The 13,846-nt window shown below is 41.2% G+C and carries 16 protein-coding genes and 4 tRNA genes; 9 read left to right on the forward strand and 11 right to left on the reverse strand.

Annotated elements, in window-relative coordinates:
- Positions 1-23: 23 nt before the first annotated feature.
- Together Q0Z55_RS02405 and Q0Z55_RS02410 are read left to right on the forward strand one after the other, a co-directional pair.
- Positions 24-278 (forward strand): succinate dehydrogenase assembly factor 2, encoded by a 255-nt coding sequence (locus Q0Z55_RS02405; RefSeq protein ID WP_297423759.1) that lies wholly within the window; start codon positions 24-26, stop codon positions 276-278.
- On the forward strand, positions 271-648 hold the full coding sequence (locus tag Q0Z55_RS02410; protein ID WP_297423761.1) for a hypothetical protein: 378 nt from the start codon (positions 271-273) through the stop codon (positions 646-648). The genes Q0Z55_RS02405 and Q0Z55_RS02410 overlap by 8 nt, the downstream gene beginning before the upstream one ends.
- Here the strand turns inward: Q0Z55_RS02410 and Q0Z55_RS02415 are convergent.
- From Q0Z55_RS02415 to rnr, 6 genes are all read right to left on the reverse strand, one after another.
- On the reverse strand, positions 635-1,510 hold the full coding sequence (locus Q0Z55_RS02415) for a DMT family transporter (RefSeq protein ID WP_297423763.1): 876 nt from the start codon (positions 1,508-1,510) through the stop codon (positions 635-637). The two genes, Q0Z55_RS02410 and Q0Z55_RS02415, sit on opposite strands and share 14 nt — an antisense overlap.
- Positions 1,511-1,553: 43 nt before the next feature.
- Positions 1,554-1,985: a hypothetical protein gene (locus Q0Z55_RS02420; protein WP_297423765.1), complete on the reverse strand. Its 432-nt coding sequence runs from the start codon at positions 1,983-1,985 to the stop codon at positions 1,554-1,556.
- A 5-nt stretch (positions 1,986-1,990) separates the two neighbouring features.
- Positions 1,991-2,197, reverse strand: a complete 207-nt coding sequence (locus tag Q0Z55_RS02425; RefSeq protein ID WP_297423767.1) for a YheV family putative zinc ribbon protein — start codon at positions 2,195-2,197, stop codon at positions 1,991-1,993.
- A gap of 49 nt (positions 2,198-2,246) precedes the next feature.
- Complete coding sequence (locus tag Q0Z55_RS02430; RefSeq protein WP_297423768.1) at positions 2,247-4,277, reverse strand: M3 family metallopeptidase; 2,031 nt, start codon at positions 4,275-4,277, stop codon at positions 2,247-2,249.
- A gap of 103 nt (positions 4,278-4,380) precedes the next feature.
- On the reverse strand, positions 4,381-4,758 hold the full coding sequence (locus Q0Z55_RS02435) for a PEGA domain-containing protein (RefSeq protein ID WP_297423770.1): 378 nt from the start codon (positions 4,756-4,758) through the stop codon (positions 4,381-4,383).
- 101 nt (positions 4,759-4,859) lie between these two features.
- Positions 4,860-7,310: a ribonuclease R gene (gene rnr / locus Q0Z55_RS02440; protein ID WP_297423773.1), complete on the reverse strand. Its 2,451-nt coding sequence runs from the start codon at positions 7,308-7,310 to the stop codon at positions 4,860-4,862.
- Positions 7,311-7,553: 243 nt separating this feature from the next.
- On the opposite strand from rnr, the gene Q0Z55_RS02445 reads away from it, so the two are divergent.
- The 7 genes from Q0Z55_RS02445 (at position 7,554) to Q0Z55_RS02475 (ending at position 9,694) form a co-directional block, all read left to right on the forward strand.
- Positions 7,554-7,643 (forward strand) — tRNA-Ser (locus Q0Z55_RS02445).
- A gap of 13 nt (positions 7,644-7,656) precedes the next feature.
- Positions 7,657-7,733, forward strand: a tRNA-Arg gene (locus Q0Z55_RS02450).
- Positions 7,734-7,775: 42 nt separating this feature from the next.
- Positions 7,776-7,852, forward strand: a tRNA-Arg gene (locus Q0Z55_RS02455).
- Between the two features lie 146 nt (positions 7,853-7,998).
- A complete protein-coding gene (locus Q0Z55_RS02460) occupies positions 7,999-8,223 on the forward strand; it encodes a hypothetical protein (RefSeq protein WP_297423775.1) in 225 nt (74 codons plus the stop codon).
- Between the two features lie 101 nt (positions 8,224-8,324).
- A tRNA-Arg gene (locus Q0Z55_RS02465) sits at positions 8,325-8,401 on the forward strand.
- A gap of 136 nt (positions 8,402-8,537) precedes the next feature.
- Positions 8,538-9,038 carry a YcxB family protein gene (locus Q0Z55_RS02470; RefSeq protein ID WP_297423776.1) on the forward strand — a complete coding sequence of 167 codons (501 nt, stop codon included), beginning with the start codon at positions 8,538-8,540 and terminating at the stop codon, positions 9,036-9,038.
- 14 nt (positions 9,039-9,052) lie between these two features.
- Positions 9,053-9,694, forward strand: coding sequence for a fumarylacetoacetate hydrolase family protein (locus Q0Z55_RS02475; protein ID WP_297423777.1), 642 nt, complete (start codon positions 9,053-9,055; stop codon positions 9,692-9,694).
- 41 nt (positions 9,695-9,735) lie between these two features.
- On the opposite strand, the gene msrA is transcribed toward Q0Z55_RS02475, so the two are convergent.
- The 5 genes from msrA to thyA all read right to left on the reverse strand — a co-directional run bounded on the left by msrA (position 9,736) and on the right by thyA (position 13,429).
- A complete protein-coding gene (msrA, locus tag Q0Z55_RS02480) occupies positions 9,736-10,257 on the reverse strand; it encodes a peptide-methionine (S)-S-oxide reductase MsrA (protein WP_297423779.1) in 522 nt (173 codons plus the stop codon).
- 129 nt (positions 10,258-10,386) lie between these two features.
- Complete coding sequence (locus tag Q0Z55_RS02485; protein WP_297423781.1) at positions 10,387-10,854, reverse strand: META domain-containing protein; 468 nt, start codon at positions 10,852-10,854, stop codon at positions 10,387-10,389.
- A 77-nt stretch (positions 10,855-10,931) separates the two neighbouring features.
- Positions 10,932-11,957 carry a DUF4105 domain-containing protein gene (locus tag Q0Z55_RS02490; RefSeq protein ID WP_297423782.1) on the reverse strand — a complete coding sequence of 342 codons (1,026 nt, stop codon included), beginning with the start codon at positions 11,955-11,957 and terminating at the stop codon, positions 10,932-10,934.
- Positions 11,958-11,973: 16 nt separating this feature from the next.
- The gene (locus Q0Z55_RS02495; protein WP_297423784.1) at positions 11,974-12,486 is read right to left on the reverse strand and encodes a dihydrofolate reductase; all 513 of its coding nucleotides are present in this window, start codon (positions 12,484-12,486) and stop codon (positions 11,974-11,976) included.
- A 100-nt stretch (positions 12,487-12,586) separates the two neighbouring features.
- The gene (gene thyA, locus Q0Z55_RS02500) at positions 12,587-13,429 is read right to left on the reverse strand and encodes a thymidylate synthase (RefSeq protein WP_297423785.1); all 843 of its coding nucleotides are present in this window, start codon (positions 13,427-13,429) and stop codon (positions 12,587-12,589) included.
- Positions 13,430-13,846: the final 417 nt, after the last annotated feature.

Genomic DNA, 13,846 nt, shown 5'->3' on the forward strand with positions numbered 1-13,846 from the left:
GATAATTACTCTTGGGAAATAGCATGCAAGATATGAGTTTAGAAGAACGTAAAGTGATTTACCGTGCCCGTCGTGGTTTAAAAGAAATTGATGTTTATTTTGACCCATATGTGAAGAACCACTACTTACAAGCAGATGCTGAAGAAAGAGCCACATTTGCCGAATTAGTGGAACAAGAAGATCCAGATTTACTTGATTGGTTTATGGAAGTATCTGAGCCGCCACGTCCAGAAATGCGCGCTTTAATTAATAAACTGAAAGATTACGTACATGGCTAAAACTTGCTTGCAACTGAAACGTAGCTTGATAGGTTACGTGGTACAGTTGTGCTTGGCAGGTGCTGTAATCACTATATGCGCGATAACGCTATCAGGGTGGCTTACTTTGCTTGCCACCTTGGTGATGATCATAAGCTATCTACATTTTTTTTATCAAGATCGCGTGGTGCAGCTTGAATATCTTGCCGATGGGCAATGGACATTGCTGACACAAAAGCAAAACATAAAAACCGCTACCATTCAAAAAATCATTGATCATGGTATGTATGTGGTGATCTTTTTTGTAAAACAGCCGCCCTTAGTAATTTGGTCTGATCAACTTGCAGCAGCTGATTGGAAGCGTGTAAAGGTGCTAGCTAAGCTGTATTAGCACTTTTTTTAAATAATGGACTACACATTAAAATTGCCACCAAAATAAATCCAAAGCCAACTAAACTTAAAGTATCAGGCAGTTCTTGCCAAAACCAATAGCCCCAAATACCGGCAAAAATAATCGCAATATAGTTTACAGGTCCGATTTGACCTACTGGTGCTAACTTATAGGCATTGGATAAAAATAACTGACTGATATTGGCCAGTAATCCTACACTGATTAATAAACCCAGTTCAGCCAAGGTATAAGGTCGCCATAGCCAAAACATGGGAACCATAGACACTAAACTGCCAATCAAACAAAAATAAAACACAATCCGCTCAGGTGGTTCAGTGGCTGTTAAAGCACGTACCGTCACAAAAGCCATGGCCGCTAAAAAACTTGCAGCTAAGCCAATGCCGGACATCACATTAAATAAGCCCTGATCGGGTTTAGCCACGCATAACACACCAAGCAAACCAATAACCGCGGCACACAGCATACTGCTCGTTATTTTTTCTTTTAAAAATAACCACGCAATCAAAGGAATAAAAATGGGCGATGAATAGGTAAACACCATGGCATTAGAGAGCTTGAGATGGGCGATGGCATAAAAAAAGCCATACATGGCGGTTAAACCTGCTAAAGAGCGCCAAGTGTGCATCCAAATTTTATCGGTTTTAAAAAAGCTAGTGCCTTTATTTAAAATTAAGGGTAGAAAAATAAACAAGCCAATAAAATTACGAAAAAACACAATCGTGGCATTGTCTACGCTATGCGATGCGTAACGAATACACACGCCCATCAACGAAAATAAAAATGCCGCGATGGTCAGCCAACAAATAGCTTTAAATAAAGGCGAGCTGATCACTGGAGGCATTACACAAGCACCATCATGGCTAATCTAACAGTGTAACGTATCATCAAGATGGGTTTACAGATTGTTGATCATTGAGTTGTTGTTCGAGCAATTCAATTTGCTGCTGTTTAAGGCGAATTAATTCATCTGCGCTAAGGTTTTGCTGCTGTAGCATCTTTTCTTGTTGCTGCAATTGCTGTTGAATATCGTCTTGTTTGGCAATTTCTTCTTTGATTAAACTGATGTTTTCAGGTAAGTCTTGTTGTAATAGATCTTCATCGACCAATACTTTATTTGGAGTGGGCACAAATACCTCTGAGGCAGCCAAATTGGAGCTGCTAGAGGTGGTTTGAGCTAGTGTAGCTTGAGATGGATCTAACGGCGTACTGGGTTGTTCAGGCAACAGCCAATAAGTACTTATCGCAACCGTGATTACGACAAGTACGCTTGCAATCAGCCAAACTAAGTGGGCTGCATAACGCGGCTTACTTGGCATGGTTTTTAAGCTTTACGTGGTTTAAATTGAATCACGCCAATTTCATCGGCCACCGCAGGCACTTCAGGTTCAAGCACTTCGGTTGGGCGATTCTCTGAATAGTCACATTCAATGCACTCGATCCATTCAGCATCGGCTGTGGTGAGCATCACAATACGGTCTTGGGCTTCACAGCATGGACATTTAGCACCTGCAATAAAACGACGCTTCATAATGATGATACTCACTGTAGACTAAAAAATTGCCACTATTTTACGCAACTTAGGCGTTATTCGTCCAACCTTGATGACGTAATAATGCATCAATTTTCGGTTCACGACCGCGGAAATTAACAAAGGCCTCTAAGGCACTGTCACGCCCCCCCACTGCAAGCACTGCTTGACGGAATTCTTGACCCGTTTGGGTATTAAAAATCCCTTCATGTTCAAAACGATCAAAAGCATCACTGGCCAATACTTCAGCCCATTTATATGAGTAGTAACCCGCGGCATAGCCACCAGCAAAAATATGGCTAAAGCTATGTTGGAAGCGGTTATAAGCGACGCTTGGTACTACACTAAATTGCGCGCGAATCTGATCTAAGGTGCTTTGAATCCCTTGTGCGTCTAAAGCAGGACTGGTGGCATGAATATTTAAATCAAATAGAGCAAATTCAATTTGACGTAAGGTTTGCATTCCTGATTGGAAGAAGCGTGCATCTAACAAGGCTTTGAGCAAATCGCTTGGCAAATGTTGCTTGGTTTCAATATGTTCACTGAGTAAGCTTAAGCTTTCTTGATCCCATGCCCAAAACTCCATAAATTGGCTTGGTAACTCTACTGCGTCCCATGCCACGCCATGTGTACCGGCCACAGAGATATTATCCACTTCGGTCAGCATATGATGTAAGCCGTGTCCAAATTCATGGAATAAGGTAATCACTTCATCATGGGTAAGCAAAGCAGGTTGGTCACCTACAGGTGGCGTAAAGTTGCACACCATATAGCAAATTGGTTTTTGTAAGCCATGTTGGGTTTGCATACGTGAGCGGAAACCACTCATCCATGCACCACCACGTTTGCCACTACGTGCATATAAATCAAAGTAAAAACCACCGAGAACTTGACCTTGATCTTCAAGTTCAAAATAGCGTGCATCTGTATGCCAGACCGGTGCTTGACGCTCAATAATGTCTACGCCATATAAACGTTTTACAATGCTAAATAAGCCCTGTAGTACTTTAGGTGCAGGGAAGTAAGGCTTAAGTGCCTCTTGAGACAGGTTAAATTGCGCGACTTTGAGTTTTTCAGAATAAAAGGTGCTATCCCATGGCTGAAGCTCAACCACGCCATCAGCCGCAGCAATGGCTTTGAGTGCGGCAATATCTTCGGTTGCGGGTTGGCGAGCGTGTTCAGCCAATTCAGCCAAAAAGGTTTGTACACTTGCTACATCAGGTGCCATTTTGCTGGCCAGTGATAATTCTGCATAGTTATTAAAACCAAGCAAAGCGGCCATTTCTTGACGCAAGCTTAAAATCTCTTGCATCACTTCAGTATTATCAAACTCGCGCTGTTCGGCTTGATCTGAGGCACGTGTGGTATAGGCCTTATATAGGGTTTCACGTAGCGCACGATCTTCGGCATAGGTCATAATCGCCAAGTAAGATGGAAAATCCAGCGTTGCAACAGCTTGTTCAAGTTCGCGTTGCTGACCATATTGTTTTAATAACTCAACACTACTGGTAGGTAAGCCTTTAAGCTCATCTTCAGACAAGGCTTTAAAATAGGCTTGTGTGGCATCTAAGACATGATTAGAAAAATCAGAGGACAATTGCGATAAGCGAGCAGAAATTTCCGCATAGCGTTTTTTTGCTGCGCCCTCTAAGGCTACACCTGAGAGTTTAAAATCACGTAGAGCTAGGCGGATGGCACTTTGCTGTGCCGCACTTAAGTCGCTATATTCACTGGCATCGTGTACGTGTTGAAAGGTTTGATACAACACAGTGTGTTGCCCCAGTTCAGTATAATAAGCACTTAAACTAGGCAGTAAAGCTTGGTAGACCTCACGTGTTTGGCTGTTGTTCATCACTGCATTTAAATGCGATAACACGCCCCATGCTTCACTCATATTATTTTCAAGCGTATCGAGTTGCTCAAGCGTGTTTAAGCGAGCCGCTTGCTGATCAGGCACCTGATTTAAATTTTGTAAAAATGCTTGGCCTTGAGCGATTGCATCTTCAATCTGTTGTTGTAATTGTTCAAGGCTGATTTGGTCAAATTGTGGAACTGGCAGGGTGGCCTGTTGGAGTGTCATATCTGGATTGCTCTATTTTATCTTAGTACTAGATGTAGGGCTTGTTGAGCGGAAAATCAAGCATAAAGCCGAGAAAAAGAGCGCCGAAGCGCTCCTTTTAAGATTAACAGTCTGGGTCAATGACATAACTGGTTTTATCAAATTTCTGCCATGCACCAGTTGCCGCACCATCAACAACTAAAATTGAAAAGATTCCCCAATCTATAAAAACACCTAATAAGGTGGTTGGGTCAAAGGTTTTTTGTGCTGTAATTGTAGTTGTCTTACAGCCTGCTTTTTCAGCTTTAATCACATAGTTTTCTTTTTTCTTGAAGGTATAAGCAGCTTGATTTTTACCCATGTATTCTTCGTTTACATAGATTTTTGCATCTGCATCATTACTTCGAATATTTACAGTTTGACTGCTTCCATTAAAAATGGTTGCGCACCCTGATGTCATGAAAATAGTAATAGCTAATAATGGTGTTATAAATTTTTTCATGATTTGCCCCCTAGATAAAAGTGCAAAAGATATACACTTGAAAAATTTAGTCAAGGATTTTGTTTTGGCAAATAAAAAGAGCGCCGAAGCGCTCTTTTTATTTAGTCAGTTTGTGGTTTGGCGTTGGATTTCTTCTTTTTTGTTTTAGCCTTTTTCTTTAGCTTATCTTTAGCCTTTGCTTCAGATTTTCCTGCATGTTTTTTAACAGGCTTTTTGCTGTAGGAACTGGGCTTTTTGGCTTTTTTCTTTTTAATGGGCTGTTCACCATCGTCGCCTGCATCACTGACGTTTGGACGCTCACTAAAGGTCTGTTCAGTCATCATAGGGCGAGGAGTGCGTGTGGCCGCGCGTGGTGCTGAACTACGTGGCGCACGGCTACGCACAGGACGTCCAGCATGCGTCAATTGCTGTAGCAGTTCAAAATCAATCTTACGTTCTTCAAGATTGACACCGGCCACTTTAATTTTAACTTCATCGCCTAAGCTAAAACTTTGACCATGATTTTGTCCAATCAAGCTTTGACTCATTTGATCATAAACAAAATAATCATCACCTAATTGACTGACATGAATCATGCCATCAACGTATAAATCTTTAAGCGTCACAAATAGGCCAAATTCAGCCACCGCCGAAATGGTACCTACAAAATCTTCACCAATATGCTGTTGCATATAATGGCATTTAAGCCATGTAGTCACTGAGCGTGATGCTTCATCAGCACGACGTTCGGTGGCTGAAAAATGTGTACCAGCCTCATCTAATGCAGCGCCTGATAATGGCGATGGTTTATTTTTGAGATGTGCTTTAATGGCACGATGCAACAATAAGTCAGGATAACGACGAATTGGAGAAGTAAAATGAGTATAAGCGTCATAGGCCAAACCATAGTGACCAGCGTTATTTGGTCCATAATAGGCTTGCATCATCGAGCGCAATAACACGGCATGAATGCTTGGCGCATCAATACGGTCTTTAGTGGCATCAATGATTGCTTGATAGTCAGCTTGGGTGGGTTGTTCAGGGAATGGTAAACCTAACAATTTGACAAAATCACGCACTTTTTGAATACGTGAAAACTCAGGTGGCTCATGAATACGGTACAGCATAGGCACTTCATTTTTGAGTGCATATTCTGCTGCCGCCACGTTGGCCAACAACATACATTCTTCAATCAGCTTGTGCGCGTCGTTACGGCTACGTGGCAAAATTTCATTAATTCCACCAAGTTCATCAAAAGTCATGTAAGTTTCAACAGTTTCAAATTCCATAGCATGACGTTCTGCACGTAAGCCTTTAAGCACTTGATACAATTGGAATAAGGTATTGAGTGACTTACGAACGCTACGGTCTTCGGTGAGCGCCGTGCTATCACCATCAAAATACTGTGCCACTTGATCGTAAGTTAAACGAGCTTTTGAATGCATCACAGATGGGTAAAATTCATAACTCGTAACACGACCTGCGCGCGAGAGTTTTAAGTCACACACCATACACAAGCGGTCTACGTTTGGATTAAGCGAACATAAACCATTCGACAGCGCTTCAGGTAGCATTGGCAATACAAAGTGTGGGAAATAAACCGATGTACCACGTTCGATTGCTTCATCATCCAGTGGCTTGCCCGGACGTACATAATGCGTTACATCAGCAATGGCAACCACCACACGATAACCGCCACCCGGACGTTTTTCAGCATAAACTGCATCATCAAAATCGCGCGCATCTTCACCATCAATGGTGACTAAGGCTAAATCACGTAAATCAATACGGCCTTCGCGGTCTTTTTCAGTTGGCTCTTTAAAGCTTTCGGCTTCTTTAACCACTTCATCAGGGAATTCATACGGCAAACCAAATTCTAAAATGGTTTGTGGAATAATGATTTCGGTGTCGGATTTATCCGCCATCGATTGCACAATATGGCCGGTTGCAAATTCTTCCTTCGTCGGATAGGTGTCAATCGCCACACGAATTGAATCGCCTAAATTGACTTTGGCATGTTCAATTAACTCTTTTTCTAGAGTAATTGGCTGATGACTATTGGGTGCACTTGGCTGCACAAAGTATTCGCCATCGTACATCGACACTTTACCAATCACTTGCTTAACACGATGTTGCAAGACTTCGGTCACAAAACCCCATGGCTTACCTTTACGATCGACTGAGGTTTGGCGCACCTTTACACGGTCGCCATTAAACACTTGGCGTAATTCACGTTCAGGCAACAACAAATCATCACTGCCGCTAATATTGGCAGTACCTAAACCTTTGCTATTGATATAGACAGTGGCTTCATGGGTCGGTTGTTCAGCAGCAATTTGGAATTTAAACCCATCTTTCATGAGCTGACCATCACGTACCATTGCAATTAAACGGTGTTGCAGGGCATCAATACTTTTTTGATCGGCGATTTCAAAATGTTCCACAAGATCAGCATGTGATTGTGACGTTTTTAGTTGGCTAACCGTTTCTAAAATTAGAGTACGGCTAGGGATGGGATTGTCATAACGTTCGGCTTCTGCCTTTGCTTCTGGATCGACCCAAGTTTTCATCATATCTTCAGTTTCTTATCAGTAGATTGCTTTAGCATAAGACATCCCGTGGCAGACTGCACGTCATTGGCATGAATATTGTGTTTTGACTTGGTTTTTTTTGATAAACGTGTGTTTTATATACGAAATATGAGGGTTTTTATTAAAAGTGCTCAAAAAGTAGCTTGTTAAGTGATTTTTTTAGCTTTTTTTACTTTTAGGGCTTGCATGAAATCCTCTTCCTCTATAATATTGCCACCACGTTACGGTGAGATGGGTGAGTGGCTGAAACCACATCCCTGCTAAGGATGCATACGGGCAACTGTATCGAGGGTTCGAATCCCTCTCTCACCGCCAACTTACTTATACCGCGCTCATAGCTCAGCTGGATAGAGCACTTGGCTACGAACTAAGGGGTCGGGAGTTCGAATCTCTCTGAGCGCACCAATAAGTAAGTAAAACGCAGTCTGTAAAGACGACACAAGTTACGCGCTCATAGCTCAGCTGGATAGAGCACTTGGCTACGAACTAAGGGGTCGGGAGTTCGAATCTCTCTGAGCGCACCAACTTGAACATTAAACCGCTTTTATAGCGGTTTTTTTGTGCTTGAAATTTATGTTTTTTGACTGTGAAACTGCCTATTAGGACGATTGTCGTATAGGCATACCAGATGCATACGATCTATGCTGATAAAAAAAGCAGGGGGCAAGTAATGTTTCCGAAACAAAATTTAAGCGTGGTGTGTTACAGCGATGGTCAGCATGTGTATCAACATGTTGATCTGGTGATCTATGTATCTGACAAAGCCTGTTTTAGCTGCCAACAAAATTTAGAAGGCGTCGTGAATGATTTTATCCACTTAAGTTTGGGTGAAAAGGTTAGTTTGTGCGCTGGGTGCAAGCAACAATTACAACCTGTTGCTCAAAATTTAGCTTAAAAAACTCAATTTGAATGTTATGTGTGCAGTTAAACGTAGTTTTGTGCAAAAGGGCTTAACAAAGCTAAAAACTTATATATAATGCAACTCATCAAGACGTCGCGCTCATAGCTCAGCTGGATAGAGCACTTGGCTACGAACTAAGGGGTCGGGAGTTCGAATCTCTCTGAGCGCACCAATCTTGATAAGAATTCTTAAAAAACCGCACTTAGATGCGGTTTTTTTACGTCTGTATGTTCTATACACGACAAGCATCAACAAGCCATGCAATATGGTGTAAGATTTGTGCTATTTCATTATGTGTTCATGCGCTTATGTCTGACAGCAAATCGAGTCTCTCACTTCGTTATTATTTAACTTTAGAAGAATCCCAAGATGGATTTGCTTTGGCAACCTTTGGTAAAAAGCAAATTACCCGTTTTATTACCCCATTGGTTTGTGTGGCAATTTTGGTTTGGGGCTTATATTTAGGCCTCGATGGCGTAGGGCGTTATTATGTGGCGCTTGGTGCATTTTTCTTGGTGTTACAACTGTTAATGCGTTATTGGTTTTTACCGATGATGTTTAAGCGTCAATTTGTCAAATATCAATTTGGTAAAAGCGAGCAAGGTTTAGATCTGTATCAAGATTATGCAGAAATTTTTGCCAATGGTGGGACTAAAACTCTACATTATCATGAAGTGGCAAATTTTGCCGAAGGTAAACTCACCTATATGCTAGAGCTAAAAAGCCGTATGGTGGTGATTGTGCCAAAACGTGCCTTACGTGATGCTCATGAGCATGCATTATTTAGCAATAGCTTTAATAAAAAATAAATAAGGGGTTGTATATGTCTTTATCACCATCAAAGATTGTTTGTGTAGGGCGCAGTTATGCGGCGCATGCAGCCGAACTTGGTAATGCGATTCCTGATCAGCCTGTACTGTTTTTAAAGCCTCCCAGCAGCTTAACGCCTTTGGCTGATGGTATTGCTTGGAATCAAGCTTTAGGCAGTTGTCATTATGAATGTGAGTTATGTTTGCGTATTGATCAGCCTTTAAGTCAAGTGAGCAATGCAGCACAAGCGTTAGCTGCCATTGGAGCAGTCACTTTGGGTTTAGATTTAACTTTACGTGATTTACAAGATCAGCTCAAAGCCAAGGGGCAGCCTTGGGAGCGTGCTAAAGCCTTTGATGGTGCTTGCTTACTGGGTGATTGGGTAGATGCAACAGAAATTAAGGCGTGGGATCAGGTACAGTATCAGCTTGAAATTAACGAACAAGTGCGTCAAGTGGGTGATACAAGCTTATTAATTTTTAGTATTGCAGAGCTGTTGCTTGATATTAGCCAAAGCTTTAGTTTGCAGCCCGGTGATGTGGTCATGACAGGTACACCGGCAGGTGTAGGGGCATTACAAGCCAATGATCAGCTAAAAATGACGCTTGAAGGTCAAAGCCAAGACTTTGTCTGGAGCACTTACGTTAAAGCTTAAACTTGTCAATAAAAAAGGACTGCTCGGCAGTCCTTTTTTGGTTAGTCACGCATTAAATGCGCAAACTTACTATGCAGTTTTAACAGTTTAGGTGGAATGGCAAAGTTACAATAGCCTTGGGTTGGGTTTTTGGCAAAGTAGTTTTGGTGGTATTCTTCGGCAGGGTAGAAGGTGGGTACAGGGCTGAGCTCTGTCACAATATCTAAGCCTTCAGTGCGGAGTTCAGCAATCATTGTTTCGGATAATTGCTTTTGTTGATCATTAAAATAATAAATCACCGAGCGGTATTGCGTACCGATATCACCACCTTGACGGTTTAATGTGGTTGGATCATGAGTTGCAAAAAATACATCAAGTAATTGTGCATAGCTGATTTGCGTTTCATCAAAGTCTACCAACAATACTTCGGCATGATTAGTTTCACCTGTGCAAACTTGTTCATAGCTTGGGTTTGCTACATCACCACCAGCATAACCACTAGTGACTTTGGTAACACCCTTTAAGCGTAAAAACACCGCTTCTACACACCAAAAACAACCACCGCCAAATAAAGCCTGTTGCATATTGTATTCCCTAAATTTTTTGCATTTATAAACTTTAATATAAAGGGAAAGCTAAAAACTACAATCTCGCTTGGGTTTAAATGCATAAAAAGCCTGCTATTGCAGGCTCTTTTTAACAATTCTTAACGCTTAGCGTGGTTGCACTGCACTGCTAAATTGCAATAACACATTGCCGCTCTTGTCGGTGAGTTTTAAAGTTTTGTTATACACCACATAATGGGTCACTTTACCCAACGCTTCTACATACTTTTGTGGCACATAGTTTTTGTCCATACATGCCATTTGAGTACTGGCCAATTGAGATAAGCTTAATGTTTCACGTCCTGCGGTATAACCACCCATAAGACGATTACAGCCATCTGCACCTGATACACGACCATCTTTAGCAAATTGCAAACTTGGAATGTTGTTTGTACTTGGCTTAGTAGTGACTTGCATTGTACCAATATGGGTTAAAATCCATGTGCCATGCTGCAATTGCATTAAATTGCTTTGGGTGATGGTTTCAGATGGACCGGGTTGTACAGGTGTGGTTGAACATGCAGCAAGCACAAGGCTTGTGCCTAATAGGGCAACGGTACATAATTTTTTTAGCATGAGTGATACTCTTATTGTCATTAAATTCATCTTATCTTATGCAAAAAATGGCTGACTGTAAGCATAATTTACAAAAATTAAGGGGTTGTGACCTTTTGGCGCAACAAAGCTGAATATTCTTGGCTGCTGAGTATTTGGCCACGGCTTTTAGGATTCACGTGCGCTAATCTGTACCACGTTGCCATGTCAATTTGGGGATCTATTACCCCTAAATCATGTAAATAATTGGGCAAATAGCCCGAAGCAATTAAACGATAATCGCGAGGTAAGCTTTGATTGGTCGCTGCTTGCACCATATCAAACACCAACGTGGTGCAGTTGCTGGTTAACGTGTTATACCACTTTGGGGTGTTTTGTAATTGCTTGGCTTTACTTAGATACTGTTCAAACAATGCGCGTCGTTGCTGAGCTTGCATGTTAATAAGGAAAAAATACACCTGTTCGCCACGTACATTACTACGTGTGTAGATAATGTCGTTTTCATCGGCTGCTACAAGGCTGAGTTCAAATTTACGAAAAAAACCACCTAAGGCAGAAAAATCTTCATGTTGTTCTTTGCGAATTTCAATGGAAAACGTAATGGGGGCGCTGTTATAAAAATCAAAACTCACCAAAGTATGGGCAATTTTGGGTCCCATCCAATAAGAGGTAATCATATTTACCGCTGAAATTTGGCTTAAATCAAGAGTGCGGCTTTCCCAACGCGCAACGTAGCTGCCATCGGCTTGCCAAGCAAAATTTCGCACATTGTGTAAGGTGACCAAATTGCCGTGTTGTTCATAGTAAAGTAAACGTGCAACTTCAGGATTCCATTGGCGATTTTGCTCAGGTGACAATGAAAAATACCAAACTACACCTAGCAATAAGCCCAGCATATACAGCAATACATCTTTTTTACGGCCTAACCAATGCGTGGCATACATGCCAAGCACACTTAAGGCAAAGGCAATCCATACGATAATGAAGACATAAGACGCAACACGACCTAAAGGTTGCTGTATCCAGATGGCCAGACATAACCACAATGATGACAGCACGACGCTTAAGCTAAAGCTTATATGCAACAAAACAGCTAAGATGCGTTTTAAAGATGCTGTCATCATGATCTAAGCCAAAAGTTTATTTTTGATAGGTTGCAAATTCAAATGCAATCCCTGTTGTGTCATCAACATGCTGCTCAGAAGCAACCTTTTTAAATTCAGCAGGAATGGCAGGGTAATGCGCGTCACCTTGTACATCTAATTCAATATGAGTGAGCTCTAAACGATCGGCAATTGCTAAGGTCTGTGTAAAGATTTCACCGCCGCCAATAATAAAAATGCTGTTTGGTTTCTCTGACGCTTTGACATCAGCGACAGCTTGGCTTAAGGCATCTTCAATAGAATACGCAACTTTAGTGCCTGTAAATTGCCATTCACGGTCACGAGTAATCACCCAATTGATACGTTTGGGTAGGGTGCGCCCCATCGATTCTAAGGTTTTGCGTCCCATCACCACCACACCACCTTGGGTGATTTCTTTAAAATGCTTGAGGTCGGCAGAAATATGCCATGGCAAGTCATTTCCTTGACCAATACAGCGCTGCTGATCCATTGCCACCACGTGTACCACTTCTAAATCTTGAAATGCCATGCCCAAAATATCCCAATAGAAGAATCAAAATTTATGCCTATTAAAATGCAAAATCCCCCCATAAGAAAGGGGGATGTTGTAGATAGAGTAAATATTTAACTTAAACGGCCACCGGTGCCTTAATAGCAGGGTGTGACGCATAGCCAACAATTTCAATATCTTCAAACTTAAAATCAAATAGATCTTTAATTTCAGGATTAAGCTTTAATTGACATAAAGCTAAAGGTTCACGGCTAAGTTGTAATTGTGCTTGTTCAAAATGGTTGGCATATAAATGTGTATCGCCACCTGTCCATACAAAATCCCCGACGTCTAAATCGCAGACTTGTGCAATCATATGCGTCAATAGTGCATAGCTGGCAATATTAAACGGCACGCCTAAAAACACATCCGCGCTACGTTGGTACAACTGACATGACAATTTGCCGTTATGCACAAAGAATTGGAACAAGGTATGACAAGGCGGTAGCGCCACTTGACCGGCTTCGTTTGGATTCCAACCCGACACGATTAAACGACGTGAATTAGGGTTGGTTTTAATTTCGTTAATCAGCCATTGAATTTGGTCAAAGCCATCAGCATTATAGCTATTGTCTGTATTTTTGGTCGCGCCAAAATTACGCCATTGGTGACCATAAACCGGACCTAACTCACCTTCAGGACGGCCAAAACGTGCAGTTTGCTCAGCAGTTGACCATTCATCCCAAATGCTGACCTTATGGTCTTTTAAATATTGAACGTTGGTATCGCCTTTTAAAAACCACAACAGTTCAATCACAATCGAGCGAAAATGAACTTTTTTGGTGGTTAATAAGGGGAAACCTTTGGAAAGATCAAAGCGCATTTGATGACCAAATACAGAACGTGTTCCTGTGCCTGTACGGTCGCCTTTGTCGCCACCATTGTCGAGGATGTGTTGTAAAAGGTCTAAATATTGACGCATAGAACTCTCAAATCATTTTAGTCGCTTTGACTGAAGTTAAATTAAAATGGGGAATGTACCAATGATACAGATTTTTTGTTAAAAAGCCTATGCGCTCAGATTTAAGCTAAACTTGAGGACATATACTTAACTTAAATTCTTTAAATCTAAACATCTATAGTCAAAAATAAGTGGATTTTTAAGTGTTAAAGGTAATAATTTAAGTCTTAAAAACGATTAATTGTAGAGTTTTCTGAGCAATAATTTTGCTCAAGCAGCTGTGAGTTATATTTCTATAGCTTATTGATATTTAAATTAATATAAAAAGTAATATTATTTTAAGGATTGAGTTTAGTCTAATTAACCTGAGTTCGATGAAATCCACTTAACCTTTTAGCATATTTTGGAAAGTTGGCTTATTGGGGTTCAAACAATAAG

It is taken from the genome of uncultured Acinetobacter sp., from assembly GCF_947626835.1.
Lineage (GTDB): Bacteria > Pseudomonadota > Gammaproteobacteria > Pseudomonadales > Moraxellaceae > Acinetobacter.

What these genes read in the sequence shown, in the direction of transcription:
- Q0Z55_RS02420 (WP_297423765.1), bottom strand. Translation starts at nt 1,985, where the DNA reads ATGCCAAGTAAGCCGCGTTATGCAGCCCACTTAGTTTGGCTGATTGCA.
- Q0Z55_RS02485 (WP_297423781.1), bottom strand. Translation starts at nt 10,854, where the DNA reads ATGCTAAAAAAATTATGTACCGTTGCCCTATTAGGCACAAGCCTTGTG.
- Q0Z55_RS02430 (WP_297423768.1), bottom strand. Translation starts at nt 4,277, where the DNA reads ATGACACTCCAACAGGCCACCCTGCCAGTTCCACAATTTGACCAAATC.
- msrA (WP_297423779.1), bottom strand. Translation starts at nt 10,257, where the DNA reads ATGCAACAGGCTTTATTTGGCGGTGGTTGTTTTTGGTGTGTAGAAGCG.
- Q0Z55_RS02495 (WP_297423784.1), bottom strand. Translation starts at nt 12,486, where the DNA reads ATGGCATTTCAAGATTTAGAAGTGGTACACGTGGTGGCAATGGATCAG.
- rnr (WP_297423773.1), bottom strand. Translation starts at nt 7,310, where the DNA reads ATGATGAAAACTTGGGTCGATCCAGAAGCAAAGGCAGAAGCCGAACGT.
- Q0Z55_RS02425 (WP_297423767.1), bottom strand. Translation starts at nt 2,197, where the DNA reads ATGAAGCGTCGTTTTATTGCAGGTGCTAAATGTCCATGCTGTGAAGCC.
- Q0Z55_RS02410 (WP_297423761.1), top strand. Translation starts at nt 271, where the DNA reads ATGGCTAAAACTTGCTTGCAACTGAAACGTAGCTTGATAGGTTACGTG.
- Q0Z55_RS02405 (WP_297423759.1), top strand. Translation starts at nt 24, where the DNA reads ATGCAAGATATGAGTTTAGAAGAACGTAAAGTGATTTACCGTGCCCGT.
- Q0Z55_RS02475 (WP_297423777.1), top strand. Translation starts at nt 9,053, where the DNA reads ATGTCTTTATCACCATCAAAGATTGTTTGTGTAGGGCGCAGTTATGCG.
- Q0Z55_RS02470 (WP_297423776.1), top strand. Translation starts at nt 8,538, where the DNA reads ATGTCTGACAGCAAATCGAGTCTCTCACTTCGTTATTATTTAACTTTA.
- Q0Z55_RS02435 (WP_297423770.1), bottom strand. Translation starts at nt 4,758, where the DNA reads ATGAAAAAATTTATAACACCATTATTAGCTATTACTATTTTCATGACA.
- Q0Z55_RS02415 (WP_297423763.1), bottom strand. Translation starts at nt 1,510, where the DNA reads ATGCCTCCAGTGATCAGCTCGCCTTTATTTAAAGCTATTTGTTGGCTG.
- Q0Z55_RS02460 (WP_297423775.1), top strand. Translation starts at nt 7,999, where the DNA reads ATGTTTCCGAAACAAAATTTAAGCGTGGTGTGTTACAGCGATGGTCAG.
- Q0Z55_RS02490 (WP_297423782.1), bottom strand. Translation starts at nt 11,957, where the DNA reads ATGATGACAGCATCTTTAAAACGCATCTTAGCTGTTTTGTTGCATATA.
- thyA (WP_297423785.1), bottom strand. Translation starts at nt 13,429, where the DNA reads ATGCGTCAATATTTAGACCTTTTACAACACATCCTCGACAATGGTGGC.